At 68.0% G+C, this 23,941-nt stretch carries 25 protein-coding genes and 1 pseudogene; 4 read left to right on the top strand and 22 right to left on the bottom strand.

Translation table 11 applies throughout. The features are described from left to right. Window positions 1-342: 342 nt before the first annotated feature. From recX to ACFC4D_RS30655, 3 genes and pseudogenes are all read right to left on the bottom strand, one after another. A pseudogene (recX, locus tag ACFC4D_RS30665) lies at window positions 343-861 on the bottom strand (recombination regulator RecX); the annotation flags it as partial. A gap of 654 nt (window positions 862-1,515) precedes the next feature. Continuing rightward, window positions 1,516-2,550 (bottom strand): recombinase RecA, encoded by a 1,035-nt coding sequence (gene recA, locus ACFC4D_RS30660; protein ID WP_364631220.1) that lies wholly within the window; start codon window positions 2,548-2,550, stop codon window positions 1,516-1,518. A 162-nt stretch (window positions 2,551-2,712) separates the two neighbouring features. Then, on the bottom strand, window positions 2,713-3,735 hold the full coding sequence (locus ACFC4D_RS30655; RefSeq protein ID WP_376068453.1) for an Lrp/AsnC family transcriptional regulator: 1,023 nt from the start codon (window positions 3,733-3,735) through the stop codon (window positions 2,713-2,715). A 100-nt stretch (window positions 3,736-3,835) separates the two neighbouring features. Here ACFC4D_RS30655 and ACFC4D_RS30650 point away from each other — a divergent pair, with 100 nt between their 5' ends. Next, window positions 3,836-5,242 (top strand): MFS transporter, encoded by a 1,407-nt coding sequence (locus ACFC4D_RS30650; protein WP_376068452.1) that lies wholly within the window; start codon window positions 3,836-3,838, stop codon window positions 5,240-5,242. A gap of 4 nt (window positions 5,243-5,246) precedes the next feature. On the opposite strand, the gene ACFC4D_RS30645 is transcribed toward ACFC4D_RS30650, so the two are convergent. From ACFC4D_RS30645 to ACFC4D_RS30630, 4 genes are all read right to left on the bottom strand, one after another. Beyond that, entirely contained in the window at window positions 5,247-6,503 is a 1,257-nt protein-coding gene (locus tag ACFC4D_RS30645) for a sensor histidine kinase (protein ID WP_376068450.1), read from the bottom strand. Continuing rightward, complete coding sequence (locus tag ACFC4D_RS30640; RefSeq protein ID WP_376068448.1) at window positions 6,500-6,904, bottom strand: response regulator transcription factor; 405 nt, start codon at window positions 6,902-6,904, stop codon at window positions 6,500-6,502. The genes ACFC4D_RS30645 and ACFC4D_RS30640 overlap by 4 nt, the downstream gene beginning before the upstream one ends. A gap of 49 nt (window positions 6,905-6,953) precedes the next feature. Beyond that, window positions 6,954-7,625, bottom strand: a complete 672-nt coding sequence (locus ACFC4D_RS30635; protein WP_376068446.1) for a response regulator — start codon at window positions 7,623-7,625, stop codon at window positions 6,954-6,956. A 409-nt stretch (window positions 7,626-8,034) separates the two neighbouring features. Beyond that, the gene (locus ACFC4D_RS30630; RefSeq protein ID WP_376068445.1) at window positions 8,035-8,487 is read right to left on the bottom strand and encodes a nuclear transport factor 2 family protein; all 453 of its coding nucleotides are present in this window, start codon (window positions 8,485-8,487) and stop codon (window positions 8,035-8,037) included. A gap of 127 nt (window positions 8,488-8,614) precedes the next feature. On the opposite strand from ACFC4D_RS30630, the gene ACFC4D_RS30625 reads away from it, so the two are divergent. Then, window positions 8,615-9,169, top strand: a complete 555-nt coding sequence (locus ACFC4D_RS30625; protein WP_376068443.1) for a CGNR zinc finger domain-containing protein — start codon at window positions 8,615-8,617, stop codon at window positions 9,167-9,169. 44 nt (window positions 9,170-9,213) lie between these two features. Here the strand turns inward: ACFC4D_RS30625 and ACFC4D_RS30620 are convergent, their stop codons facing one another. The 14 genes from ACFC4D_RS30620 to pgsA form a co-directional block, all read right to left on the bottom strand. Beyond that, window positions 9,214-9,405, bottom strand: coding sequence for a DUF3046 domain-containing protein (locus tag ACFC4D_RS30620; protein ID WP_364631202.1), 192 nt, complete (start codon window positions 9,403-9,405; stop codon window positions 9,214-9,216). 84 nt (window positions 9,406-9,489) lie between these two features. Beyond that, window positions 9,490-10,641, bottom strand: coding sequence for a glycosyltransferase (locus ACFC4D_RS30615; RefSeq protein WP_376068441.1), 1,152 nt, complete (start codon window positions 10,639-10,641; stop codon window positions 9,490-9,492). Between the two features lie 90 nt (window positions 10,642-10,731). Next, window positions 10,732-11,442, bottom strand: coding sequence for a PIG-L deacetylase family protein (locus ACFC4D_RS30610; protein ID WP_376068439.1), 711 nt, complete (start codon window positions 11,440-11,442; stop codon window positions 10,732-10,734). Between the two features lie 88 nt (window positions 11,443-11,530). Next, window positions 11,531-12,682 (bottom strand): ROK family protein, encoded by a 1,152-nt coding sequence (locus ACFC4D_RS30605; RefSeq protein WP_375954349.1) that lies wholly within the window; start codon window positions 12,680-12,682, stop codon window positions 11,531-11,533. 124 nt (window positions 12,683-12,806) lie between these two features. Then, entirely contained in the window at window positions 12,807-14,225 is a 1,419-nt protein-coding gene (locus tag ACFC4D_RS30600; RefSeq protein WP_376068437.1) for a sugar ABC transporter permease, read from the bottom strand. 17 nt (window positions 14,226-14,242) lie between these two features. Further along, window positions 14,243-15,016 carry an ATP-binding cassette domain-containing protein gene (locus ACFC4D_RS30595; RefSeq protein WP_376068436.1) on the bottom strand — a complete coding sequence of 258 codons (774 nt, stop codon included), beginning with the start codon at window positions 15,014-15,016 and terminating at the stop codon, window positions 14,243-14,245. A 30-nt stretch (window positions 15,017-15,046) separates the two neighbouring features. Then, window positions 15,047-16,192 (bottom strand): sugar ABC transporter substrate-binding protein, encoded by a 1,146-nt coding sequence (locus ACFC4D_RS30590; protein ID WP_375954353.1) that lies wholly within the window; start codon window positions 16,190-16,192, stop codon window positions 15,047-15,049. 108 nt (window positions 16,193-16,300) lie between these two features. After that, the gene (locus ACFC4D_RS30585) at window positions 16,301-17,245 is read right to left on the bottom strand and encodes an NADP-dependent oxidoreductase (RefSeq protein ID WP_376068434.1); all 945 of its coding nucleotides are present in this window, start codon (window positions 17,243-17,245) and stop codon (window positions 16,301-16,303) included. A 121-nt stretch (window positions 17,246-17,366) separates the two neighbouring features. Then, window positions 17,367-17,540 (bottom strand): hypothetical protein, encoded by a 174-nt coding sequence (locus ACFC4D_RS30580; RefSeq protein ID WP_364631178.1) that lies wholly within the window; start codon window positions 17,538-17,540, stop codon window positions 17,367-17,369. Window positions 17,541-17,748: 208 nt separating this feature from the next. Beyond that, on the bottom strand, window positions 17,749-19,221 hold the full coding sequence (locus ACFC4D_RS30575) for a hypothetical protein (RefSeq protein WP_376068432.1): 1,473 nt from the start codon (window positions 19,219-19,221) through the stop codon (window positions 17,749-17,751). Between the two features lie 29 nt (window positions 19,222-19,250). Next, window positions 19,251-20,075 (bottom strand): PspA/IM30 family protein, encoded by an 825-nt coding sequence (locus ACFC4D_RS30570; protein ID WP_364631172.1) that lies wholly within the window; start codon window positions 20,073-20,075, stop codon window positions 19,251-19,253. Window positions 20,076-20,303: 228 nt separating this feature from the next. Then, entirely contained in the window at window positions 20,304-20,717 is a 414-nt protein-coding gene (locus tag ACFC4D_RS30565; protein ID WP_375954359.1) for a helix-turn-helix domain-containing protein, read from the bottom strand. 81 nt (window positions 20,718-20,798) lie between these two features. Then, window positions 20,799-21,326, bottom strand: a complete 528-nt coding sequence (locus ACFC4D_RS30560) for a CinA family protein (protein ID WP_376068431.1) — start codon at window positions 21,324-21,326, stop codon at window positions 20,799-20,801. After that, on the bottom strand, window positions 21,316-21,984 hold the full coding sequence (pgsA, locus tag ACFC4D_RS30555) for a CDP-diacylglycerol--glycerol-3-phosphate 3-phosphatidyltransferase (protein WP_375955996.1): 669 nt from the start codon (window positions 21,982-21,984) through the stop codon (window positions 21,316-21,318). Before pgsA ends, ACFC4D_RS30560 begins: the two co-directional genes overlap by 11 nt. A gap of 119 nt (window positions 21,985-22,103) precedes the next feature. Here pgsA and ACFC4D_RS30550 point away from each other — a divergent pair, with 119 nt between their 5' ends. Next, on the top strand, window positions 22,104-22,646 hold the full coding sequence (locus ACFC4D_RS30550) for an amino-acid N-acetyltransferase (protein WP_364631163.1): 543 nt from the start codon (window positions 22,104-22,106) through the stop codon (window positions 22,644-22,646). 36 nt (window positions 22,647-22,682) lie between these two features. After that, on the top strand, window positions 22,683-22,976 hold the full coding sequence (locus ACFC4D_RS30545; protein WP_364631160.1) for a YciI family protein: 294 nt from the start codon (window positions 22,683-22,685) through the stop codon (window positions 22,974-22,976). Between the two features lie 18 nt (window positions 22,977-22,994). Here the strand turns inward: ACFC4D_RS30545 and ACFC4D_RS30540 are convergent, their stop codons facing one another. Beyond that, window positions 22,995-23,906, bottom strand: coding sequence for an NAD-dependent epimerase/dehydratase family protein (locus ACFC4D_RS30540; protein ID WP_376068429.1), 912 nt, complete (start codon window positions 23,904-23,906; stop codon window positions 22,995-22,997). Between the last annotated feature and the right edge of the window lie 35 nt (window positions 23,907-23,941).

Genomic DNA, 23,941 nt, shown 5'->3' with positions numbered 1-23,941 from the left:
GTTCGGGGGGAAGGTGCGGAGTTTGCGGCGGACCAGGTCGGCGGCGGGGTCGGAGTCTTGTTCGGGCGATTCGGAATCCGCGGGATCGTCGGTGACGATGGCTTTGCCGAATTTGTACATCGGGCGATTGGTGGCGGGCGCGGGTTTGGCCGACCTGGGTGCCTTCGAGGTGCGGAGTGAGGTCGATTCATTCCGGGCGGGTTCCGAATCCGCCTCGGAGGTCGCGCCGCTTCCGGCGCGGGAGCGGGTGAGGCCGCCGTTCGATTCGTGCGAACCGGCGTCCGACTGATCGGGCGGGGTGCGGCGGGAGGACTGCGGTGGGGGTTTGCGGGTGTCGGTGAGACCGGCGGCCGCAACCTCGGGGGCTACCACCGCGAAGGCGGTGCCGGGGTCGTAGCCGCGGCGGGCGAGCATGCCCACCAGGCGGGTGATCGCCTTCTGGCGTTCTATGCCCTCCGGGAAGGTGCGGAGTTTGCGGCGGACCAGGTCGGCGGCGCGGGACAGTTCATCATCGGAGGTGATGGTGGACAGGGCTTCGTCGGCGACTTCCGGCGCTATGCCCTTGCGGCGGAGTTCCTCCGCGAGCGCCTTCTTACCCTTGCCGGAGTAGGTGTGGCGCGAGTAGACCCACTGCTGGGCGAAGGCCGCGTCATCGATGAGGCCGACTTCGGTGAGGCGATCCAGCACCTGATCGGACACCGCGGTCGAGAAGCCGCGGGCGGCAAGCTTATCCGCCAATTCGAATCGGCTGCGCGCACGATCGGTGAGCAACCGCAGGCAGATCTCCTTGGCCTGCGCCGGTTTACCGCCGTCGGGCAGCGGCTCCACCGGCTGCCCCGGACGACGCGCCCGCTGCGAACGCCGCCCCCGACCGGATCCCCCATCCGAGGATGAGTCGGTCCCGGACCGCCTCGAATCCGACTCGCCCCCAACCGATTCCCCGTCACCCCGGCGTCGACGACGCCGACCGTTGGATTCGCCGTCGGCGGAGTCGGCATCACGCGAACGGGCAAGGCGGCCACTCGACTCGCCATCGGCGGAGTCAGGGTCGGCATTGTCGCGCCGGGGGCGGCGGCTGTTCGGCTCGTCGTCAGAGGGGTCTGTGTTGTCACGGCGGGCGCGGGTGGAAGTGGTGCGGCGGGTGGAGGATTGGGTCCAGCCGCCGGTGCCGGAATCGGATTCGGACCAGAGTTGTGACGTGTCTGCGGCACCGGACCACGGGTCACTCGAGGCGGATTCTTCCCAGCGGGAGGGGGCGGCGGAGGCGCCGCTGTCATCCCATTTGCTGGGGGCATCCCATGCGCCACGGCCGGAGGAAGCGCCTGTGCCGGAGCCGTTTCGAGTCCTGGCACCTCCCGAACCGGAGCCGCCGCCCGCTCGCGCCGCGCGCTTGGCGCTGCGGGACTCGATGGCGTCGAGTTGGCGGCGGAGGCGTTCTACGGCGTCGAGGCGGGAGTCCTCGGGCCCCGGCCGAGTGGGCCGGGGCTCGGGGGTGGACCGGTCTGTCATGCGAGGTTAGAAGTCGGCGGGAGCCTCTTCGGCGGTGACATCCGCGCCGATGCCGAGCTTCTCCTTGATCTTCTTCTCGATCTCGTCGCGGACATCGGTGTTCTCCAGCAGGAACTTACGGGCGTTCTCCTTGCCCTGGCCGAGCTGGTCACCCTCGTAGGTGTACCAGGAGCCGGACTTGCGGATGAAGCCGTGCTCGACACCCATATCGATGATCGAGCCTTCCTTGGAGATGCCGACGCCGTAGAGGATGTCGAACTCGGCCTGCTTGAACGGCGGCGAGACCTTGTTCTTGACGACCTTGACGCGGGTGCGGTTACCGACCGCGTCGGAACCGTCCTTGAGGGTTTCGATACGACGCACATCCAGGCGCACCGAGGCGTAGAACTTGAGCGCCTTACCACCGGTGGTGGTCTCCGGCGAGCCGAACATGACGCCGATCTTCTCGCGCAGCTGGTTGATGAAGATGGCGGTGGTGCCCGAATTGTTCAGGGCGCCCGTCATCTTGCGCAGCGCCTGGCTCATCAGGCGGGCCTGCAGACCGACGTGGCTGTCACCCATCTCGCCTTCGATTTCGGCGCGCGGCACCAGGGCGGCGACGGAGTCGATGACGATGATGTCGATGGCGCCGGAACGCACCAGCATGTCGGCGATTTCCAGGGCCTGCTCACCGGTGTCGGGCTGCGAGACCAGCAGTGCGTCGGTGTCGACGCCGAGCTTGCGGGCGTAATCGGGATCGAGCGCGTGCTCCGCGTCGATGAACGCGGCGACGCCGCCCAGGGCCTGTGCGTTGGCGACCGCGTGCAGGGCAACGGTGGTCTTACCGGAGGATTCCGGACCGTAGATCTCGACGACGCGACCACGCGGCAGACCGCCGATGCCGAGCGCGACGTCCAGCGCGATGGAACCCGTCGGAATCACCGAAATGGGCTGGCGCACCTCTTCGCCGAGGCGCATGACCGCGCCCTTGCCGAAGCCCTTCTCGATCTGGGCAAGCGCCAGCTCCAGCGCCTTATCGCGGTCAAAAGCCTGTGGTGCCATCGTCTGGTTCCCCTTTTCGGCGGGTTGTCTTTACGTGCTGTGGTTGGCGCTCACGTTAGAGGGCGGCACCGACAAGTTCCGACGACGAGCTTAAACGAACACCTGTTCGAGGCAAACACCACACCCGCCGACACGCGGGACGGATATTTTCCGGTGGCCGAATCAGCGGATCAGCGAGATTCGGTCGGTGTCCATCAGCGCCTGCGCCTGCTTGAACGTCCGCAGCGACGGTGTCACCTCCACATCCACGATCCCGTCGAGCGCGCCCAGCCGCTCGGTGACGAACCGGTACAGATGCGCGATATCGCGGCAGACCAGCGCCGCGGTCAGCGTGGTCGGCCCGGTGGTCGCCCCGACGTAGGTGACCTCGGCATAGGTGGCCAGCGCCGACCCGACCGCGGCGAGATCGGCGGGCCGCACCCGCATCCAGATCGCCGCGCGCACCGCGTAACCCATGCGTTCCAGCGCGAAATCCAGATCGAAATACAGCACACCGGATTCGACGAGTTCGCTCATGCGCCGTGCGACGCGCGGTGCGCTCCAGCCGGTGGCGGTCGCGAGTTGCGCGTAGGGCGCGCGCCCGTCACGGGCCAGGATCGCCAGCATCGCCTCGTCCTCGCGGGTCAGCGCGAACGGTTCGTCGAATACCGCCGCGTCCTGCACCGGTTTGCCGGGACCCAGCATCCGCAGTTGATCGGCGGTGAACAATCGGCTGAAGCGCGGCCAGTCCTCATCCTGTTCGAAGCCGTGCATGACCTCGTACGCGGTCAATCCGGTGACCTGTGGCGCATTCGGAATTATCTTCAGCAGCAGGGCATCTCGTCGTTCCGCGGTGCGCGCGCGGCTCACGCACATGATCTCCGAACCGGTGGAGAGCAGCGAGACCCAGCTCAGTTCGGGCAGTCGCGCCAGCGCCTCGCCGAGCCGCAATGCCGCGCTCGGCGTGGAGCGGATGCGCAGGATCCAGCGCGCGTAACCGAGGGGTACGACATTGACCTGCCCGGAGACGTGAATGATGCCGCGCTGCAACAGCGATCGATACCGCCGGGCCACGGTCTGCTCCGAAACATCCAGTACCGCCGCGAGTTTGGCGAAGGGGATGCGGGCGTCCACCACCAGCCCGTGGATGATTCGCTTATCGAGGTCATCGAGGATGGCGGATTCCTGGACGGATTCGTCAACCATAGGAAGAATCTAACGCAGATGCCGCTGTGGGTGTGTGAAATCTGGGCCACAAGCCACGCTGAACGCACAAATCGTTCATTCTTTCCGTGGAGGCTCCCTCATGCGAAAATGGCTCCCCCTTTTCGCCGCGTGCCTGGGCACGCTCATGCTTCTCATCGACGTCACCATCGTGAACGTCGCCCTGCCCGATATGGCCGCCGACCTCGGCACCGGACTGTCGGGCCTGCAGTGGATCGTGGACGGCTACGCGCTCGCCCTGGCCGCGCTGCTGCTGGTACTCGGCTCGCTCGCGGACCGGATCGGCGCGAAACCCGTCTATCTGGCCGGACTCACGCTCTTCGCCGTCTCGTCACTGGTGTGCGGAATGGCCGGGGACACTTCGCTTCTCGTGCTCGCCCGGGTGTTCCAGGGCATCGGCGGCGCGGCCATGTTCGCGACCACGCTGTCACTGCTGCACGCCACCTATACCGGCCGCGATCGCGGTATCGCATTCGGCGCCTGGGGTGCGGTGAGCGGTGCGGCGGCCGCGCTCGGCGTGGTGCTGGGCGGTGTGCTCACCGATCTGCTGTCGTGGCGGTGGATCTTCTTCGTGAACCTGCCGATCGCGGCGGTCACCATCGCGCTCTCGGTCGTCGTTTTCCCCGCCTCGCAACGCAATTCGGGTCATCGGGTGGATCTGCCGGGCATGCTGGCGTTCACGGTGGCGGCGACCGGGATCACCTTCGGCATCATCCGGGGCGGTGAGCACGGCTGGGATGACGGCGGAGCGCTGACCGCGCTGCTGTTCGGCATCGTCGCCGCGGCACTGTTCGTGTTCATCGAATCCCGCAGTGCGGCACCGATGTTGCCGCTGCGACTGCTGCGCAACCGCACCTTCGCCGGAACCCTGCTCGGCGCGTCCGGGCAGACCTTCGCGGCTTTCGCCGCCTCACCGCTGATCTCACTGTGGTTGCAGCAGCAGCTGCATATGAGCCCGCTGCGCACCGGTCTGGCATTGCTGCCCATGGCCGTAACGGCTTTCGTGGTGGCCGGTGCGACCGGTCGCTTCCTGCACGATGCCGCGGCGCAGTGGACGATCGGGGCGGGCCTGATCGTGATCGGCATCGGGGCGGGGTTGCTCACCCTGGTCGACAGCGGATCCTCCTGGACCGCTTTGATTCCCGGCCTGGTGGTGATTGGCGCGGGAGCGGGCATCAACGCCCCGGCGCTGGTGTCCACCGGCATGGCGGCCGTCCCGCCGCAGCAGAGCGGCACCGCGGCCGGTGCGGTGAACACCGCCCGCCAGCTCGGGCTCGCATTGGGAGTCGCGGTGCTGGGCACCGTTTTCCGCGGCGCGGCCGGTGACGCGCGTCCGACTCCGATCGGGCAGTTCGTGGACGGACTGGATACGGCTTTCACCGTGGCAGGCGTGGTCGGACTGGTATTCGGCGCGGTGGCCTTCGCGCTGTTGCGCCGGGCGCGGGTGCAGTCGCCGCCGGTGACTCCCGCCGCCGTACCGGTCGGCTGAGCGGTCACGCCCGGGACGTCTCCGCACCATCGGTGCGGGGGCGTCCCGGAATCGGTTGTGCGGGAACGGTTGCCGTCACCCGCGTGCCCTCCCCCGGTGCCGAGGCAACGATCAGGGTGCCGCCGATCACCGCGAGTCGATCCTGCATATTCGTAAGTCCCACGCCCGCCGGGTTTTCCGATTGTTCGAATCCGCACCCGTTGTCCGACACCGTAATCGTCAAGGTGCCGTCGTCCTGATGCGCGGAAATGGTGGCGGTGACACCGTTCCCACCGTGTTTGGCGGTGTTCTGCAACGCTTCGAGACAGCAGAAGTAGAGGGCGGTCTCGATCTCGCTGCGATACCTGCCCAGATCGGCGATATTCAGCAGCACCGGCACGACGGAGCGATGCGTGACACCCGCCAGCGCGGCCCGCAATCCGCCCGAGGCGAGCAGGGTCGGATAGATGCCGTGCGCGAGCCGGCGGATCTCCCCGATCGCGGTTTGCAGCAGATCGCTTGCCTCGGTGAGCATTCGGGCGCACTCGTCATCGTTCGACCCCACCAGCTGCCGGGCCAGCTGCACCGTCACCGCGACCGCGACCAGATCCTGTTGCGCGCCGTCGTGCAGATCGCGTTCGAGCCTGCGCCGCTCGGCGTCGATGGCCGCGACCAGCCGGGCGCGCGAGGCCGCGAGCTGTTCGGCGCGCCGCGCCAGCAGCTGCTGTGACAGGGCCAATGCGTCCGCGCTGCGCCGGGCAGCGGTCGCGATGTCCTGCAATGTGGTCGCGGTATGCCACACCACCAGCAGGATCAGCGTGGACATCACCGGCAGTCCGACGATGGCGGCGGCGGAGATGCCCGGTGAGCGCGGCACCGAACTCAGCAGCGGCGCGGCCAGTACCCCGCACACCACGATGCTGGCGATGGTGACGATGGAGAAGCCCGGCAGTCGTCGCCGATCCACGTACGGGACAACGAAAATGGCGGGCAGGATCGCCGCGACCACATGAATCGGAAGCGTGAACGGCGACAGATACGAGGCGACCATGGCGCTCACCCACAGCTCGATCGAGATCACGGTGACCGCGAAGGCCAGCGCACCGCGCTCCACCAGCCGCAACACCCCGATATCGATGAGGGCGTTGAACGCCAGCACCGCGGCCAGCGCGATATTCCAGATCGAAGGCCGCAGCAGCTGCGCGACCAGGCACAGCCCGAGCAGTACCGCGATGGTCCCGAAGGCGGCGAACAGGAACTGCCGCAGCCGAATCCGGCTCACGGCGGCGGTGTCGTCCCAGTCGTGCGCCAGCGGTTCAGTCGGGTCCAGACCGTCGCGATCAGCTCCGGGCTCAGGTTTTCCTTGTGCACGTATCCGGCTGCGCCACACTGCGATACCTCGTCCGGGAGATCAGATGTGTCATAGGTCGACATCAACAGCACCCGCACACCGGGGTGCGCGCCGCTGATCCGGCGGGTCGCCTCGATACCGCCGATACCGGGCATATTGATATCCATCAGCACCAGCCCGGCCGCCGCCCGCGTGAGCAGTTCCAGGGCCGCCTCACCGGTGGCGGCCTCACCCGCGACGGTGAAACCCGCGCTGGCCGCGATCGTGGCGGCCAGGGCACGCCGGAAGGCCGCGCGATCATCGACGATCCACACCGGCACTTCGGCATTCATGCTGTCATGGTGCCGCGCGGGGCCGGGCATCGAAAGGGTGCACACACCCCTAACGGTCGTTCGCGGACAGGAATACCAGCACCGCCGCCACCCGCTGATCCAGTGCCGGATCCGCGGTCAGCCCGAGCTTGGCGAAGATCGAATTGATGTGCTTCTCCACCGCTCGCTGCGAGAGCGCCAGCCGTTCGGCGACGACCCGATTGCTGCCGCCGAGCGCGATCTCCCCGAGCACCTGATGTTCGCGCGTGGTGAGGCGGTCGACCAGCTCCCGCTGTGGTCGTTGTGCCAGTAGCGCTTCCATGATCATCGGATCGAGAATCGAACCGCCGCCCGCGATCACGTGCACCGCGTTGAGCAGCTGATCGAAATGCGCGATGCGTTCCTTGAGCAGGTAGCCGCGCCCCACCGAGCCGCCGTCGAGAAGTCCTGCGGCATAGGCGGGTTCGGCATAGTGCGAGAGCACCAGCACCCCCGTGCCCGGATGCGTCTCGCGCAGCAGTTTGGCCAGCCGCACCCCCTCATCGGTGCCGGTGGGCGGCATCCGCACATCGGTGATGAGCACATCCGGCCGCGCCGAACGCACCACCTCGAGCGTCGAGGCGAAATCGGTGCCCGCCCCGACCACTTCGATCCCCGAATCCGTTGCCAGCACCCGCAATACGCTCTCGCGAATCAGTATCGAGTCCTCGGCGACGACAACCTTCACCCGGCCGGTGTTCACATCTGCGAGGATCCTCCACCCCGCGCCGGCGCGCACCCGTACCGCACTACCTCAATTCCCGGGGCGCACCGCTCGCACGGTGGTGCCAGCACCCCGTCCACGAGTGGTGCGTACAGGCTGCCACCCCGGACCCCGATCGCCGACTATTTAGAGGCCGACGCAATCCCGCATCGGCAACCACCCGCCCCATAAGGCCATCGCGGCACTGCCCGCCGCGATGGCCGAGCGGGAGCACAACTTTCGGCCCGAGCGCAGCTGGCGTGCGAATCCGCCACGAGCTCGCCCACCCACCACTTCCGGTGATACTCCGGGGCGGCGCGGCGGAGGGGTCCGCACCGCCCCGGAGGCACACCGGGTGCAGCGGCCGGAGAGGACCTCCGCACGCAGCGAATCACGGACGGCCTCCGGACTATTGGAGCGGCAGGTCCCAGTTGTCGTCCGCCTCGGTGCGCGGCCCGAAGATGCGGCGGGCGGATTCATCGATGCGGGTGTCGTTGATGCTGGCTTCGCGACGGGACATCAGGCCCTCCGCGGAGAATTCCCAGAGCTCATTGCCGTAGCTGCGCCACCATTGGCCGGAATCGTCATGCCATTCGTATTGGAAGCGCACGGCGATGCGGTTCCCGTCGAAGCTCCAGAGCTGTTTGCGCAGCGCATAGCCGTTCTCGGCGGACCATTTGCGCTTCAGGAAGTCGACGATCTCGGCGCGGCCGGTCAGGAATTCATCGCGATTGCGCCAGACCGAATCCTCGGTGTACGCCTGCGCGACCTTCTCGGGATCGCGGGTGTTCCAGGCGTTTTCGGCGGCACGGACCTTCAGTTTGGCCGATTCCAGGTCGAAGGGCGGCAGTGGGGGTCGCATGGTGCGGTCCTTTCACGGAAGAAATAACCATACTGAGGCGTTTCACTGGTTAGAAACCTAGGGTCGAGCACCCGTGGTGTCAACCTTCATTGTCGACAGCACCGGTTAGTGAGGAGGTGTTCCACCGATGACGAGCTCGCGACAGTTAGTCTCAGGCGTGCCCGATGCCCGCCCCCACCTCGGCGAACCGCTTGCGCTGGATCTGCTGAACACCCGCTGGATCGATGCGGAGGGTCCGCAGGATCTGCTCACCGACCTCGCCGGATTGCGGCGGTGGCTGGCGGATAACGACCTCTCGGTCGCGGTCGACGCCGCCACGCTGCGCGCGGTCGTGGCCACGCGCGAGGCGATCCTGCTCACTGTGCGCGGCGGCTCCGCCGATGAGCTCAACCGGGTGCTGGACCACGGCCGCATTCGCCGCGTCCTCACCCCCGACGGTCCGGTCGCCGAACCCGATGTCCGGCAGGCCGAATGGTTCCCGGCCTGGCTGGCCGCCGAAAACCTATTGGAGCTATTGGGCGCGGCCCCCGACCGCATCAAACAGTGCGCACACCCCAACTGCGTGCTCTGGTTCCACGACACCTCGAAGAACGGCGCTCGCCGCTGGCATTCCATGGCGACCTGTGGCAATCGCGCCAAGGCCACCCGGCACTACGCCAAGAAGACACATCCGGACGAGTGAGCCTGCGGACCCGGCGACTGGTCGACGATCGGTGGCCAGGCTAGCTACCAGCGCGTCTTGGGTACGTCGAACTCCGCGCAGAGCGCGCGCCACACATCGCGCGGATCGATGCCCGAATCGATGGCCTGCGCACCCGTCTTCCCGATCCGCGGCAGCACATGGTCGGTGAGCAGCGCGTCCCCGCGCGCCGTGCCGAACTCGGTATGCAACAGCTCCTGGAATTCCGTCAATCGCACGGCCGCGAGCCTACGCCACGGCCAAGACCCGCGCGCACCGCTCCGCTTTCCGCGAAATCCACGTGCGGCACCCATCCGGCGACGTCAGGTGTTGGCGACGTCATGACAGATCTGGACGGGGTCGGAGACCACCGCCGCTCCGGCCGCGGCCGATCGGGCGGCGGCGGTGTAGGCCGGATCGTCGAGGATCTGTTTCACCGCGTCGCGCACCGATTCCGGTGTGAGCGGGCGTACGAGGATCGAACTGCCTTGGCGGACAACGCGATTCGCAAGCTCCCATTGGTCGCCGCCGCCGGGGACGGTGACCACGGGCACACCCGCCAGCAAGGATTTCGCGAGCAGACCGTGCCCGCCGCCGCCGATGACCACCGACGCGTGGCGGAGCAATTCGTCCTGGCGACCCAAACCGGCTGTGGCCCAGGCGGGCAACTCGGCCGGTGGGGTATCCAGGGTGGAGACCGCGACGCGCACGCCCGCACCGCGCAGACCCTCGAGCACGGTGTCGACCATGTCGGCGACACCCGTGTGCGCGGTCGAGGGCGCGACCATGATCAACGGTTCATCGCCGGGCGGCAGTTCCAGAATGTGATCGGTCGGCTCCCACAGCAGCGGGCCGACCAGGTGCGCGTTGTCCGGCCAGTCCGGTCGCGGCACCTCGAGCGCGGGCAGGGTGGCGATCAGGCGCGCGGCCGGTCCCGGATCCTGTTCGGGCAGGCCGATACTCACTCGCGCCAGTCCGCGCTGCGCCTCGCCCCGGCGGATATCGCGGGCGGTCAGCGTGCGCAGCACCGAATCCCGGGCGCGACCGCGCATCCCCTCCCCCGGCGTGAGCCCACTTCCGATGGGCGGCAACCCCTTCGACGGCAGGTACAGCGGATGCGGTGACAACTCCACCCAGGGCAGCCCCAACCGCTCGGCCGCCATCCCGCCGCCGGCGGTGAGCACATCCGATACCACCAGTTCGGGGAGCATGGCGCTCAGATCCGGCAGGATCTCGGTCGAAATATGCGCCGCCCGTTGATGGATGCGGGCACCCGCGTCGGCATCGTCATCTTCGGCGCGCGGGGCCAGCCCCTTCAACCGCCGCACCCCGATACCGGCCGCCAGCGCCGCGTCGAACCACCGCGGGCTGGTGAACAGCACCGGATCGTCGCCCGCCGCCAGCATTCGCAGGCATAACGCGATCGCCGGAAAGGCATGTCCCGGATCAGGCCCGGCCACCACCGCTACTCGCACACGCGTAGCCTCCCACACCGCCCCGCCCCCACCCGCACCTCGCCCAACAACACCCGCCGGTATTGCCCCCCGACGGGCGAATTGACGGGGTTACCCGGCGAAGTAGTAGAGCTCGAAGGAGACCGCTCGGGCGGCCGGGAAGCCCTCCTTGGGACCGGCGGTCATATCGATGACCGCGCGCGCCTGATCGACCACGGGGTCGGAGCTCAGCGCGGCGAGGTAGCGGTGGTGCGCGGCGAGGGATTCCACGGCCGTTTCGATGGTGTCGGTGACGTCCACGCCGTGGCTGCCGTCGGCGACACCGCAGACCGCGGCCCAGCGCGGGGAGTGCGGGGGCAGGTCCAGGTCCGTGTGAATCCATTCGTTACCCGCATCGGATACCGCGTCCAGGCCGGAGCGGCCGACGGCGCGGTGGTCGGCGCTATTGGCGTAGCCGCGCGCCCAGACATCGCCGAAGTTGAAGAGCACCACCATATCCGGCTGATGCCGTCGAATGGCGGCCGCCAGATCGCGGCGCAGCGCGAGACCCTCCTCGATGCGGCCGTCCGGATAGCCGAGGAATTCGACCTGGCTGACGCCGACGATCTGCGCGCTGGCGCGCTCCTCGTCCTCGCGCAGCGGACCGGCCTCGGCGGGCGTCAGTCCCGCGATGCCCGCTTCGCCGCTGGTGACCAGGACGTACCGAATGTCCTTGCCCTGCCGGGTCCATCGCGCGACGGCCGCGGCCGCACCGTATTCGATGTCATCGGGGTGCGCGACGATCACCAGTCCGCGCTGCCAGTCCTCGGGAAGCTGCTCCATGGGTGAATTCAATACCAGACCCGGGCCAACGGACGCCGACTCGTACGATTCGATGCCGCGCGTTATCCGCGCATCCACTCACCTACTGCTACAGCGCGGCGAGAACTCCGTCGAAGGCGGCTTCGGCCGCACCCAGCAATTTCAGATCGGCTCCCAGCCGGGACTTTTCGATGCGCACCCCGCCGAGCGCGCGACTGACCATGCTGCGACGGCGCACCTCATCGGCGACCTTGGCGACCGTCGCATCGGGCAGCGCGGTGAACAGGTCGCCGAGCACCACCAGTTCCGGGCCGAGGATATTCACGACATTGACCAGCCCGAGCACCAGCCAGTTCAGATAGTCGGCGAGGCGGGCATCGCAATCCTCGTGCAGCTCACGGAGTTCGGCGACGATCGCCCCGCGCGGCCCGTGCTCGGGCAGCCCGAGCGCACGGCACAGCGCCGCTTCGCCGACCTCGGTTTCCCAGCAGCCCTCATTGCCGCAGTGGCAGGGCAGGCCGCCGGGGCGCACCATCATATGGCCGATTTCGCCGAGATAGCCCGCCGAGCCGCGCAATAGCGCACCCTGCGCGATCAATCCGCCGCCGACCCCGACATCGGCGGAGACGAACACGGCATCGCTCGCGCCCTTGCCCGCACCGCGCACATGTTCCGCCAGCGCACCGAATTCGGCATCGTTGCCGACCACGACCGGCAATTCCAGCACCGCACCCAGGCGCTGCCCCAGCGCCACCTCGGCCCAGCGCAGATTCTCCGAACTGCGCACCAGGCCGTCGGAACGCCGCACCACCCCCGGCACGGACACCCCCGCCGAGAGCGGCCGCACCCCGAGATCATCGGCCAGCAGCGCGGCGGATTCGGCGACGTGGGTGATCACCTCATCCGGTTCCCGTTGCCGCCCATGCAGATTCCAGCTGTTGCGCCCGAGTACCTGCCCGCCGAAGCCGACCAGCGCGATCCCGGCGTGCTCGGCGCGCACATCCACCGCCAGCACCGCCGCGGACTGCGGTTGCGGCAGCACCAGCAGCGATGGGCGGCCCGCGCCGCTGGCCAGCCGCGGCACCCGCTCCTCCACCAATCCGGCTTCGGCGAGTCCGTCGACCAGCATTTTGATGGTGGATCGATTGAGCCCCAACGCGGTGGCGAGCGCTGCCCGGGTGGTGGGTCCTCCGGTATGCAGCAGCCTCAAGAGGCTGGACCGGTTATAGCGGCGCACCTCGTCCGGGCGGGCGACGGTCATGGACTTAGCAATACCATTGCCGCCCCGAGCGCCCTTCTCGCGCCTTGCGTGTTCCGCGCAACGCCGCGCGAATTCGCGCCACCCGCAGCCACGTTGAGCGTGGCTGCGAGCGAATTGCGCGGCCTCATCGCTGCGCCGTCGCCGAGCGCCGCCGGGACAGCGCGTCGACGGTCGCGGCGAGCAGCAGCACCAGACCGGTGACGATGGAGACCACCGCCGCCGGCTGTTGCAGCAGACCCAGACCGTTGGATACGACCGCCAGCACCGCACCACCGATCACGGCATCGGCCACCCGGCCGCGGCCGCCGAACAGCGAGGTGCCGCCGATCACGGCCGCGCCGACGGCGAACAGCAGGGTGTTGAGCCCGCCCGCCTGCGGATCGACCGAACCGACCTTGGACGAGTAGACGATCGCGCCCACCGCCGCACAGGACGAGGAGATGACGAAAACGCTTGCGCGCAACTGGGTTACGTTGATGCCCGCGCGGCGCGCGGCTTCGGCGTTACCGCCGACGGCATAGATGTGGCGACCGTATCGAGTCCGATTGAGCACGAAGGTGCCCGCGACCAACAGCGCCAGCACGATCGGAACCACATACGGCACACCGGAGATGACGATCAAATTGCTCGGCGAACGATTCACGGTCAGCAGCGCGGTCGCCACGGCCGCCAATACGGTGAGCGCCGATACTTTCGCGGCGACCAGCGGCGTCGGCTGGGTCACCAGGCCGCGTTGCCGCCGCCGCAGATGCCCGCCGAGGGTGACCACCGCGTATCCGCCCGCGCCCACCACGAACAGTGCCCAACTGCCGGCGGTGGACAGATTCCCGTTCGCCACCTGATCGAGCACATGCGAGGAGCTGATGCCCAGGACGCCGCCCTCACCGATCAATTGCAGGATCACGCCCTGCCAGGTCAGGAACAGCGCCAGAGTCACCACGAACGACGGCATGCCGATCTTGGCGATCAGGAATCCGGTGATGCAGCCGATGGCCGCGCCCACGCACACCGCGAGCAGCATCTCGATCCACGGATTGGCCTTGAAGCCGATGACGGTGATCAGCACACCGAGCAGCGACATGGCCACGCCCGGCCAAATGCGCAGCAGCCCGGCCAGAATCGCCGCCAGCACCAGCAGGCCGTTGAAGAGGAAGAACACGGTGGAACCCATGCCGGTGAGCAGGTTCCCGTCGTGCACGTAATGCATGGCCAGCACCGCGCCCGCCACCCCGGACGCGGTACCCGCCGACAGGTCGATCTCCCCGATCAGCAGCACATAGACGATGCCGATCGCGATGATCGTCTGCCCCGCGCCCTGCGCGAGCAGATTGGCGATGTTGTTGAGCGAGAAGAACACATCGGACTGCACCGAGAACAGCACCACCAGTGCGAGCAGCCCCAAAAGGGCCGGGAGCGAACCGATCTCGCCTCCCCTCAAACGGGCGAGATACTCTCCCAGCGCCTCTCGGGTGGATCTGGTGGTGGTGTCGATCCCGAAATCGGTGATCGCGGCGGTATCGGATTTCTCCGAAACCTTGTTCATGTCAACAGCTTTCTCGCTCACAACGCCACCGCTTCCGGACGGGCCAGCCCGAGCTCACCCGAGCGACCGGCGGTGATCAACTCCACCACCTGACTGTGCGTGACATCGGCGGTGCGTACCTGGGCCGCCATCCGGCCCAGGTACAGCACCGCGATGCGGTCCGCGACCTCGAAGACATCGGCCAGGTTGTGGCTGATCAGCACCACGCCCAGACCCTGTTCGGCCAAGCGCCGCACCAGATCCAGCACCTGCCGGGTCTGCGCCACGCCGAGCGCCGCGGTGGGTTCGTCCAGCAGCACCAGATTGCTGTTCCAGAGCACCGCTTTGGCGATGGCCACGGTCTGCCGTTGCCCGCCCGAGAGCGAAGCCACCGGTGTGCGAACGGATTTCACCGTCCGCACCCCGAGGGAGGCCAGCGTGGTGCGCGCCGCCTCCTCCATGCTCGCCTCGTCCAGCAGCCACGGTTTCCCGCGTTCGCGGCCGAGGAACATATTGGCCACGATGTCGAGATTGTCGGCCAGGGCCAGGTCCTGGTAGACCACCTCGATACCGAGCGCCGCCGCGTCCTTGGGCCCGCGCAGGTGTGCGGGCTCACCCCGGAATCGCACCTCGCCGGAGTCCGAAGGATGTATTCCGGCAACGCATTTCACCAATGTGGTCTTGCCCGCGCCGTTATCGCCGACCAGGGCAGTGACCTCGCCGGCAGGCACGGTCAGATCCACATCGTGCAGTACGTGCACCGGGCCGAAACTCTTGTTCAGTCCGGTGATCTGGAGCAGCGGCTCGCTCATCACATAGTTCTCCGGCTAGTTACGACGGCGTCAGGAAATGCCGAGTTCGGTGCAGGCGGCCTTGAGATCGCCACCGCAGATATCGCTCGCCTTGACGAATCCGGCGTCGGTCACCACTTTGACGTCCGCGCGGGTGATCGTCTGCGGGGTCAGCAGTACCGATTTCACATCCCGCTTGCCCTTGGGATCCTGGCTCACGGCCGTCGCCAGCGCATCCGCTGCGGCTTTATCACCCTTGGCCAGTGCCACGGCGAGTTTCGCGGCGGATTCGGCCTCATCCTTGATGGGCTTGAAGACCGTCATGTACTGATCGCCGCGCAGCACGGCCTTGAGGCCGTCGGCGGTGGCGTCCTGGCCGGTCACCGGGACCTTGCCATTGAGACCGTTCTTCTTCAGCACGGTGATGACCGCGCCCGCGAGGCCGTCATTGGCGGCGACCACGCCGTCGACCTTGCCGCCGTTGCCGGTGAGGATCTGCTCGAAGGTGCTGCCGCCCTTCTGGTTATCCCAGCCGTCGATGGCCTGGCTGCGCACCAGCTTCAATACGCCCGAATCATAAAGCGGCTGAAGGGCTTTGAGCTGACCCTGATGGAACAGGGTGGCGTTGTTATCGGTGGGCGCGCCCTCGATCTCGACGACCTGTGCGCCCGGCTTGTCCTTGAGCGCGGTGATCAGGGCCTGGCCCTGGAGTTCGCCGACGCGCACATTGTCGAAGGAGACGTAGTAGTCCGAGGATCCGCCCAGATTGAGGCGGTCGTAATCGATGGTCGGGATTCCGGCCTTCTTGGCCTTGGCGGCGACCGCGCTGCCGACCTCGCTGTTGATCGAGGCGACGATGAGCACCTTGACGCCCTTGGCGATCATGCCGTCGGCGAGGGTGGTGAACTTCTGCACATCACCCTGGGCGTTCTGCACGTCGGCGTCGAATCCCTGTGCGCGCAGGGCCTGCTGGAGCATCGGCTTGTCGAATGATTCCCAGCGCGCCGAGGTCGCGGTCTCGGGGAGGATGACCCCGACCGTGCCATTGCCGCCGCCACCCGAAGGGGCGGAGGAGGATTCGGTGCTGCTGGTGGAGTTGGATCCGCACGCGGTGAGCGTGAGCAGACCCGTTAGCGCCACGGCCATGGCAACGGTCGCGGACCGCAGGCGGCGCTTCGGCGAGTTCTTCGTCCTCATCAGGGTGACCCTTTCGAGCGGCGGCCACCGGATTGTGGCCGCACACCGATATGTTGTGGGCAACAACATATGCGAAGGGGATCACCCAGACGGGACGATTCGCCGAAATCAGGGCAGCAAAACAACCTTTCCGCCCGCATGGCCGTCAAGGACGAACTCGTGCGCGGCGGCGGCCTCGGTCAGCGGATAGGTCTTGGCGATCGGCAGATCCAGTTTCCCGGAGGCCACCAGCGGCAGCAGTTCCCGCCAGGCCGCACCGCGAATCTCGGTGCCCGGATCCGCGCCCGGACCGCCGCCGAGCACCTGGAAACCATCCTGAGCCGCTCGCCCGAAGGCCACGATCGAGGCGATGCGCTGCCGATTCGGGACCAGCTCCAGCGAAACATCCACCGCCTCATCGGTTCCCACGGTGTCGATCGCGACGTCCACGCCCTGCGGGGCCAAAGCCTTTACCCGCTCGGCCAATCCGGGACCGTACTCGACGGGTTCGATGCCGTAGGCCCGCAGCCGCTCATGCCGCGCGGGTGCGGCCGTACCGATCACGCGCGCGCCGCGCGCCACCGCGAGCTGTGCGGCCAGCGCGCCCACACTGCCCGCCGCACCGTGCACCAGCACAGTGTCACCGGCGTCGACACCGGTCGCGGTCACCAGATGTACCGCGGTGCCGCCGACCGCCAGCAGTCCGGCGGCCACCTCCCAGGACACCTCGGCGGGTTTGGGCACCACCGTCGCTGCGGGCACGGTGAGCGCGGTGGCGTACGCGCCGCCGCGCACGATCACCTCTTCACCCACGGCGACCGGACCGGCCGGGCCGATCGCGTCCGGGCCGACGGCGGTCACCACACCCGCCGACTCCAGCCCCAGCCGGATCGGCAGCGCGGCCGGATCGGTGCCGAACGCACCGCTGTAGCGCTTGTAATCGAAGGGATTCACCCCGGCGGCGCGGACCTCGACGGTCACCTCGCCCGGACCGGGATCGGGCAGCTCCACCTCGAGCGGAGCGAGAACCTCGGGACCACCGTAATTGGTGGCGACGATCGCAGTAGCAGCCATAGCGCGGACAACGTACCGCCCGCGCGACCGATTCCCATTCGGCGATACCGGATGGGTCCGGATATGGCTGTGGGCCGTTCGGAGTGTCTCCGAACGGCCCACCCGCGGGGTTCCGATACCGCTACAGCTTGCTCATCGGGTTCTTGTTCGAGCCCGACATCGCCTTGTACACCAGGTACAGACCGAAAACGACCAGGCTGATCATGAGGATCGGGAACAGCCCCTTGATCAACGCGCCGATGATGGCGAGCGCGATCCAGACAACCGCGACTATGCCGATGATCTTCCAAAGCATTCCGTGCCTCCCGTAGTTCCCGAACCGCGATCAGCGCGATCCGATGCCTCAATACTGCAGTGCCCGGAATGGAAAATCACCAGGTCAGCAGCAATATCGGGGAAAGTTCAGGGTTGTCCCCGAGGGTACGCCCCGGGCACGGACCCGGACTTCCCGCGCGTGAAGGCGGGCCACCGGACAACAGTCGCAGGTGAGGCGCTCGGCCGGTCTAGGGGTTCGCGCGATAGCGATCGTCGGCCAGGTCGGTCAGGGCCTGTGCCCAGCCGTCGAGGCGGTCGGCGGCATCGCGGAGGCCGACCATGGCCCAGCCGAGGTCATCGGTGATCGCGGCGCTCTCCGGGACGGCGAGCACGCGCGCGGCGGCGGCGACCATGCCCTCGAATTCGGCCACACCGCCGTCCAAGCGGATGGTGATGGCCTGGACATGTTCCGCGAGAGGCGAATTGCGCGGGCCGAGCACATTCGCGGCCTGCTCCATGGCGACCATATCGGCGGCCAGGGCGTGCAGCGCGGCAGCGCCCGAGGACGCCGTTTCCAAAGTGTCGCTGAGGTCTTCGGCCGGTAACCGGCCCGATCGTTCGATCTGCGCGCTCAACCCGTGCAGGGCCCGCTCGGCGCGCACGAGTCGCGAAATCGACGCCCGCGCCGCCGACCGGATCGGCGGCAGCTTGCGCGGTGCGAACGCCGCCTGCGGCAGCGGCTCCTTGCGCAATTGCAGATACCGCTTGGCCGTGACAGCGGTTCCGGTGACCAGCGCCACCGCGCCACCACCGACCACGATCACCGCCCACGCGGGAGCCGAGATGAGCACCAGCCCAACGGTTCCCGCGGTGGTCAACCCGCCCGCGGTCCCCAACCGCAAACTCCGTCGCCGCGTCCGCCGCCGCTTACGCAACTCCCGCTCGCGCGGATCAGCCCACTTGCGCACGGCAACCAGCGCCTGCTCCCCCACCCCGCGCAAAGTATCCGGCAGCCGCTGCGCCAACTCCTCGGGCCCAACCCCGGTGGGCGCCAACATCTCCCGCGCCACCCGAGCGGCCCGGCCGCGCTTGCGGCCGGAAGTCTCCGGTGCCGGATCGGGCGGCGCGGCGGCCGAACGGCTCTGATCGAATGTCGCCCCGGCGCCACCGAACCCGAACTGCGCCTGCGCATCCGGCCCCGGTGGCACCCAGGCCACCCGTGGCTCCGATGCCGCCTCGGGAACAGTCGGTTCGGGCGTGCGCGCTCCGGGCCGTGCGAACCGCTTCCGGGAAGTGCGCGCACCGGTATCGGAATCCGCTCGCGCCGTACGGCCCGAGGATTCCGAGGAACCGGGGGTCGGTGCCGAATCGGCCCCGCCCGAGCCTGATTCGGGCCGGAATTCGGGGTAGTCACCGGTTCCGTACGCGCGAGTCCGAGCGGTGGGCGGCACGGAATCGGGTATCGGGGAGCCTGTTTCGGGGCGGTGCAGCGGCTTGGTGGAGTGCCTTGCCGTGGTCTGATCCGACTGCGGATCCACCTGCCACCCCTGCGTATTCGGAGGCCGGGGGTGGAAGTCGTTGGCGGATGCGGGATCCGGGGCGGGTTGACCGAAGGGGGAAGGGAAGCCGGGGAGGGGGACGGTGGGGTCCGCGGGGCGGGATTTACGGCGGAAACGGGCAGGGGAGGTCGCGGGGGTGTTGTCCGCCCGCGATCTCCCCATCGGTGTAATGCCTTTCGCTACCGCTCGAATTACTGCTGGGCGGCCTGGCCCTTGTTGGTGTTGATCTGCGGCGTGGCCGCGGGATTCGGGACGGCGGCCTGCTGGTTGTTACCGCCGGCGGGCAGGGCGTCGCCGCGCATGGAGGCGCGGATCTGCTCGAGGCGGGAGTGGCCTGCCATCTGGATGCTGGCCTGCTGGACCTCCATCATGCGACCCTGCACCGTGTTCTGGGCCAGCTCGGCCGCGCCGAGGGCATTGGCGTAGCGGCGCTCGATCTTCTCGCGCACCGCGTCCAGGCTGGGGGTGGTGCCGGGGGCGGACAGGGTGGAGTCCATCTGCTGCAGCGAGGCCGAAACCTGCTCCTGCATCTTGGCCTGCTCCAGCTGGGACAGCAGCTTGGTGCGCTCGGCGACCTTCTGCTGCAACAGCATGGCGTTCTGCTCGACGGCCTTCTTGGCCTGAGCGGCGGCCTGCAGCGACTGGTCGTGCAGCACCTTCAGGTCCTCGACGGCCTGTTCGGCGGTGACCAGCTGGGCGGCGAAAGCCTCAGCCGCATTGGTGTATTGGATCGCCTTCTCGGTGTCGCCCGCACCGGCGGCCTGATCGGCCAGCATGACCGCCTGGCGCGCATTGGCATTGAGCTTCTCGACCTCGTCGAGCGAACGGTTCAGCTTCATCTCCAGCTGACGCTGGTTGCCGATCACCGACGCCGCCTGCTGCGACAGCGCCTGGTGCTGCCGCTGGGCCTCCTCGATGGCCTGCTGGATCTGGACCTTCGGATCCGCATGCTCTTCGATCTTGGAATCGAAGAGGGCCATCATGTATTTCCAGGCCTTCACGAACGGATTAGCCATCGATTGATCCCGCCTCCATCTGACGTGCCGCGCGCCTTCGCGCGACATAGTGCGCGACCGTCACGCACCCGGTTGTCCCATATCCTCCACTGCGCGGCAGCGGCCGGAAAACCCGTACCTGGCACGGCGCCTCCGGCACGAAGCCTACAGAGAATTTATCCCTTTCGGCTGCCACGCACAGTAATCACGGTGTGCTCGACACCGTAATCACATGCGCGCAGCGGGCGATCACTTGGCCGCGACCAGAACCAGGCGATCCGATTTGGGGGCCGGAATGACGATCCGCGGCCCGAAACCGGCATCGCCGGCCCGTGCCACATCGCCGTCCCCACCCCTGGGCCGTACTCCCGCACCGGCCGGGGCCAGCGAGGCGTTCGCCGTGGCCACGGCCTTTTTCGCGGCCAGCCGATCGGCATCGGCCATGGCCGCGCCGACATCGACGAGGACCTGCGCCAGCGGCACGTCCAGGGCCTGGCAGATGGCGGCGAGCAGTTCGCTCGACGCCTCCTTGCGGCCCCGTTCGACCTCCGATAGATAACCCAGGCTCACTCGTGCCGAGGTCGAGACCTCACGCAGCGTCCGGCTCTGGGCGACCCGAGCGCGCCGCAGACTCTCCCCGATCGCTTCTCGCAGCAGCGTCATCCCGTTCTCCTCACACTCGTCTCGCCGGACCCAGCGTTTGACTGGACAACGTCCGGCGTCGGTCTCGCGTTCCCGGAAGCTTCACCCGCCTCGAACAGTACGGACGAGTTCGGCGACCGCGGCGCGGACCGCGCCCACCCTGATCGTCCACCGGTCTCCCGACAGTTTCAACCGGATGACCTCCGTGCCCTGGACACCGGCGATGCCGAGGAACACGGTTCCGACCTCGCGGCCGTCCTGTGGATCGGGTCCGGCGACACCGGTCAGGCCGATTCCCCAGTCCGCTCCGCATGTCCTCCGCGCCCCGACAGCAAGCTGTTCGGCGGTGCTCGCGGCGACCGGGCCGTCGGTAGCGAGGGTGTCCGCGCTCACACCGGCCAAATCGTGCTTGAGCTCGGTGGCGTAGACGATCAGTCCACCCCGCAACACGGCACTCGCGCCGGGAATTCCCGCGATGGTCGCGGCGAGCAGGCCCGCGGTCAGGGATTCCGCGGTGGCTACCGTCTGACCTGCGCCTTTCAGCGCGTGGACGAGTTCCGCGGCGGGCACGAGCGAGGTGAGTGGATCGGATGATCCGGGGGTTTGGGTCGAGTCGAGCTCAGGCGGCACGGCTGCCGCCGGGCGAACCGAACCACAGCCTGCCCGCCTGCACCACGTAGTCGAGACCGGTCACCACGGTGAGCACCACGGCCACGTACATCAATGCCATTCCGGCACTGGCGAATCCGCCGGAAAGCGGCAGCAATAGCACCGCAATCGCCACCGACTGCACCAGGGTCTTGAGTTTGCCGCCCCGGCCCGCGGGGATCACCCCGCGCCGCACCACCGCCAGGCGCAGCAGGGTCACGCCGAGTTCACGGGCCACGATCACGATCGTCATCCACCACGGCAGATCGCCCAGCATGGACAGGCCGATCAGCGCGGCGCCGATCAGCGCCTTGTCCGCGATCGGATCGGCGAGTTTGCCGAAGTCGGTGACCAGGCCGTACTTCCGGGCCAGCTGACCGTCGATGCGATCGGTGATCGCCGCGATGCCGAACAGCGCCGCCGCACCCCAGCGCCACTGCGGATCATGACCGTCGCCCGCGAACAACGCGGCCAGGAACAGCGGCACGATCGCGATGCGCAGCACGGTCAGCACATTGGCGATATTCATCAGCGGCACGGCCGCCGGTTCCACCACACCCGGGGTCGCGGGGGCGAAACCCGATCGCGCCGGACCGGCATCTGCCCAGCGACCTTCCACCTCATCACGCTGCACGGTCACCAGCGCCCCCAACAGCCGCGACACCGGCCATGGTTCCCGGACCATTCCGGTATGAGGGGAGGCTGGATGTGCGACACACCCCAAGCCTATCGGTACCGGGGCCGACTACTGTGCACCCCATGACAACACGGGCACCCCACAGCGGTTCGGTAGACGGTATGACGGCCACGGCGCCGATCATCCGTCGTGCCCGAACCTCTGATGTGCCCTCGATAAAACGCCTCATCGATTTCTACGCCGGCAAGATCCTGCTGGAGAAGAACCTGGTCACGCTGTACGAGTCGATCCAGGAATTCTGGGTCGCCGAACGCGACGGGGAACTCGTGGGCTGCGGGGCGCTGCATGTGCTGTGGGCGGACCTCGGTGAGATCCGCACGGTCGCGGTGCACCCGGAGATCAAGGGGACCGGGGCCGGGCATCTGCTGGTGCAGCAGCTCATCACCGTGGCGCGCGAGCTCTCGCTCGGGCGGGTGTTCGTGCTGACCTTCGAGGTGGACTTCTTCGCGCGGCACGGATTCGTGGAGATCGAGGGCACGCCCGTCACCGCCGAGGTGTACGCCGAGATGTGCCGGTCCTACGACACCGGCGTCGCCGAATTCCTCGACCTGAGCTATGTGAAGCCCAATACCCTCGGGAATACCCGAATGCTGTTGACGCTCTAGCTTCTTCGAAGCCCATTCGACCAGAAAGCGGATACCGTGCCGATCTTCGCCGTCCACTACACCTACTCCGAGGCGACCGTTCCCGGTCGCGATGAGATCCGTCCCGTGCACCGCGAGTACCTCGCCGGGCTCGCGAAGCAGGGCACCCTGCTGGCGCGCGGCCCGTACCCGGACGGGTCCGGCGCACTGCTCATCTTCGACGCCGATTCCGCCGAGACCGTGGGCAAGCTGCTCGCCGAGGATCCGTTCCAGGTCTCGAATCTGGTGGACGGCACGCGCGTGGTGGAATGGCTGCCGACCGACGGATTCCCTTCCGCCGCTCCGGCGTAGCGGCCGGGCGAGGACGCGCTAACGCGCCGACCCCGCCTGCCAGGTGGCGGCGACGATCTCGTCGATATCGGAATGCCGCGGCCGCCAGCCGAGTTCGGCGATCGCCTTGGCGGGATCGCCGATCAGGGTCGGCGGTTCGGCGGCGGCCGGACCGTGCACCCGGGCCACCGTGCGTCCGGTGACTCGTTCGACCGCCGCCATCACATCGAGAATGCTTGTGCCGCAACCGCTGCCGATGTTGTAGCGGGTGCCGGCGCCCGGTGCGGGGCAGTGCTCGACGCAGGCCGCGAAGGCTGCGGCCGCGTCCGCGATGTGCAGGTAATCGCGCACCGCGCCGCCATCGCCGTTGATACGCAATACCTCTCCGTCGCGTGCCGCGGCCAGCACTCGGGGGATCAACCGGGTGGCTTCCGGATCGGCTCCTCCGGCAACATTCAGCAATCTGACCACCACCGCGCCCAGCGCACCTGTCCGAGCTTGTGCTTCCACGGCGAATTCGGCCGCCAGCTTGCTGGCCGCGTAGGGATGCGGCGGCGCGTCCGGGGTGTGCTCCCCCATCGGCTGCATTTCCGGTGAGCCGTAAATCGCTCCGGTGGAAGCGAATACGATGCGCGGTACACCTTCCGCTGCCATCGCCTCGACCAGTGCCACCGTCCCGCCGGTGTTCACCCGGAAATACGGCAGTGGATCCGTCACCGATTCTCGTGCACGTCCCAACCCTGCCAGGTGGCACACGGCGTCCATCCCGGACACCGCGCGCCGCAATCCATCGGCATCCAGTAGTTCGGCCATCCGGACCTCGGCCGCATCGGCGATCTCGACCCGCGCGCCCGGCCGCACCATGGCCACCGGCTCATGCCCCCTCGCATGCAGCGCCTGGACCACTGCTCGCCCGACGTACCCCGCCGCCCCGGTAACCAGCACCTTCATGACCACACTCTCCCAATCGACTGTCGGTGCCGGAG

The sequence above is a fragment of the Nocardia sp. NPDC056000 genome (genome assembly GCF_042269265.1).
In the GTDB taxonomy this organism is placed as follows: Bacteria; Actinomycetota; Actinomycetes; order Mycobacteriales; family Mycobacteriaceae; genus Nocardia.
The sequence above is the reverse complement of the archived record's forward strand: the minus strand, read 5'-3'. Positions and strand labels throughout refer to the sequence as shown.

Excerpts from the sequence above, each read along its gene's own strand:
- recA (WP_364631220.1), bottom strand. The coding sequence starts at position 2,550 with ATGGCACCACAGGCTTTTGACCGCGATAAGGCGCTGGAGCTGGCGCTT.
- ACFC4D_RS30605 (WP_375954349.1), bottom strand. The coding sequence starts at position 12,682 with ATGACCGTCGCCCGCCCGGACGAGGTGCGCCGCTATAACCGGTCCAGC.
- ACFC4D_RS30550 (WP_364631163.1), top strand. The coding sequence starts at position 22,104 with ATGACAACACGGGCACCCCACAGCGGTTCGGTAGACGGTATGACGGCC.
- ACFC4D_RS30610 (WP_376068439.1), bottom strand. The coding sequence starts at position 11,442 with ATGGAGCAGCTTCCCGAGGACTGGCAGCGCGGACTGGTGATCGTCGCG.
- ACFC4D_RS30595 (WP_376068436.1), bottom strand. The coding sequence starts at position 15,016 with ATGAGCGAGCCGCTGCTCCAGATCACCGGACTGAACAAGAGTTTCGGC.
- ACFC4D_RS30625 (WP_376068443.1), top strand. The coding sequence starts at position 8,615 with ATGACGAGCTCGCGACAGTTAGTCTCAGGCGTGCCCGATGCCCGCCCC.
- ACFC4D_RS30570 (WP_364631172.1), bottom strand. The coding sequence starts at position 20,075 with ATGGCTAATCCGTTCGTGAAGGCCTGGAAATACATGATGGCCCTCTTC.
- ACFC4D_RS30580 (WP_364631178.1), bottom strand. The coding sequence starts at position 17,540 with ATGCTTTGGAAGATCATCGGCATAGTCGCGGTTGTCTGGATCGCGCTC.
- ACFC4D_RS30585 (WP_376068434.1), bottom strand. The coding sequence starts at position 17,245 with ATGGCTGCTACTGCGATCGTCGCCACCAATTACGGTGGTCCCGAGGTT.
- ACFC4D_RS30630 (WP_376068445.1), bottom strand. The coding sequence starts at position 8,487 with ATGCGACCCCCACTGCCGCCCTTCGACCTGGAATCGGCCAAACTGAAG.
- ACFC4D_RS30650 (WP_376068452.1), top strand. The coding sequence starts at position 3,836 with ATGCGAAAATGGCTCCCCCTTTTCGCCGCGTGCCTGGGCACGCTCATG.
- ACFC4D_RS30565 (WP_375954359.1), bottom strand. The coding sequence starts at position 20,717 with ATGACGCTGCTGCGAGAAGCGATCGGGGAGAGTCTGCGGCGCGCTCGG.
- ACFC4D_RS30540 (WP_376068429.1), bottom strand. The coding sequence starts at position 23,906 with ATGAAGGTGCTGGTTACCGGGGCGGCGGGGTACGTCGGGCGAGCAGTG.
- ACFC4D_RS30640 (WP_376068448.1), bottom strand. The coding sequence starts at position 6,904 with ATGAATGCCGAAGTGCCGGTGTGGATCGTCGATGATCGCGCGGCCTTC.
- ACFC4D_RS30590 (WP_375954353.1), bottom strand. The coding sequence starts at position 16,192 with ATGAGGACGAAGAACTCGCCGAAGCGCCGCCTGCGGTCCGCGACCGTT.
- ACFC4D_RS30575 (WP_376068432.1), bottom strand. The coding sequence starts at position 19,221 with ATGGGGAGATCGCGGGCGGACAACACCCCCGCGACCTCCCCTGCCCGT.
- ACFC4D_RS30655 (WP_376068453.1), bottom strand. The coding sequence starts at position 3,735 with ATGGTTGACGAATCCGTCCAGGAATCCGCCATCCTCGATGACCTCGAT.
- ACFC4D_RS30600 (WP_376068437.1), bottom strand. The coding sequence starts at position 14,225 with ATGAACAAGGTTTCGGAGAAATCCGATACCGCCGCGATCACCGATTTC.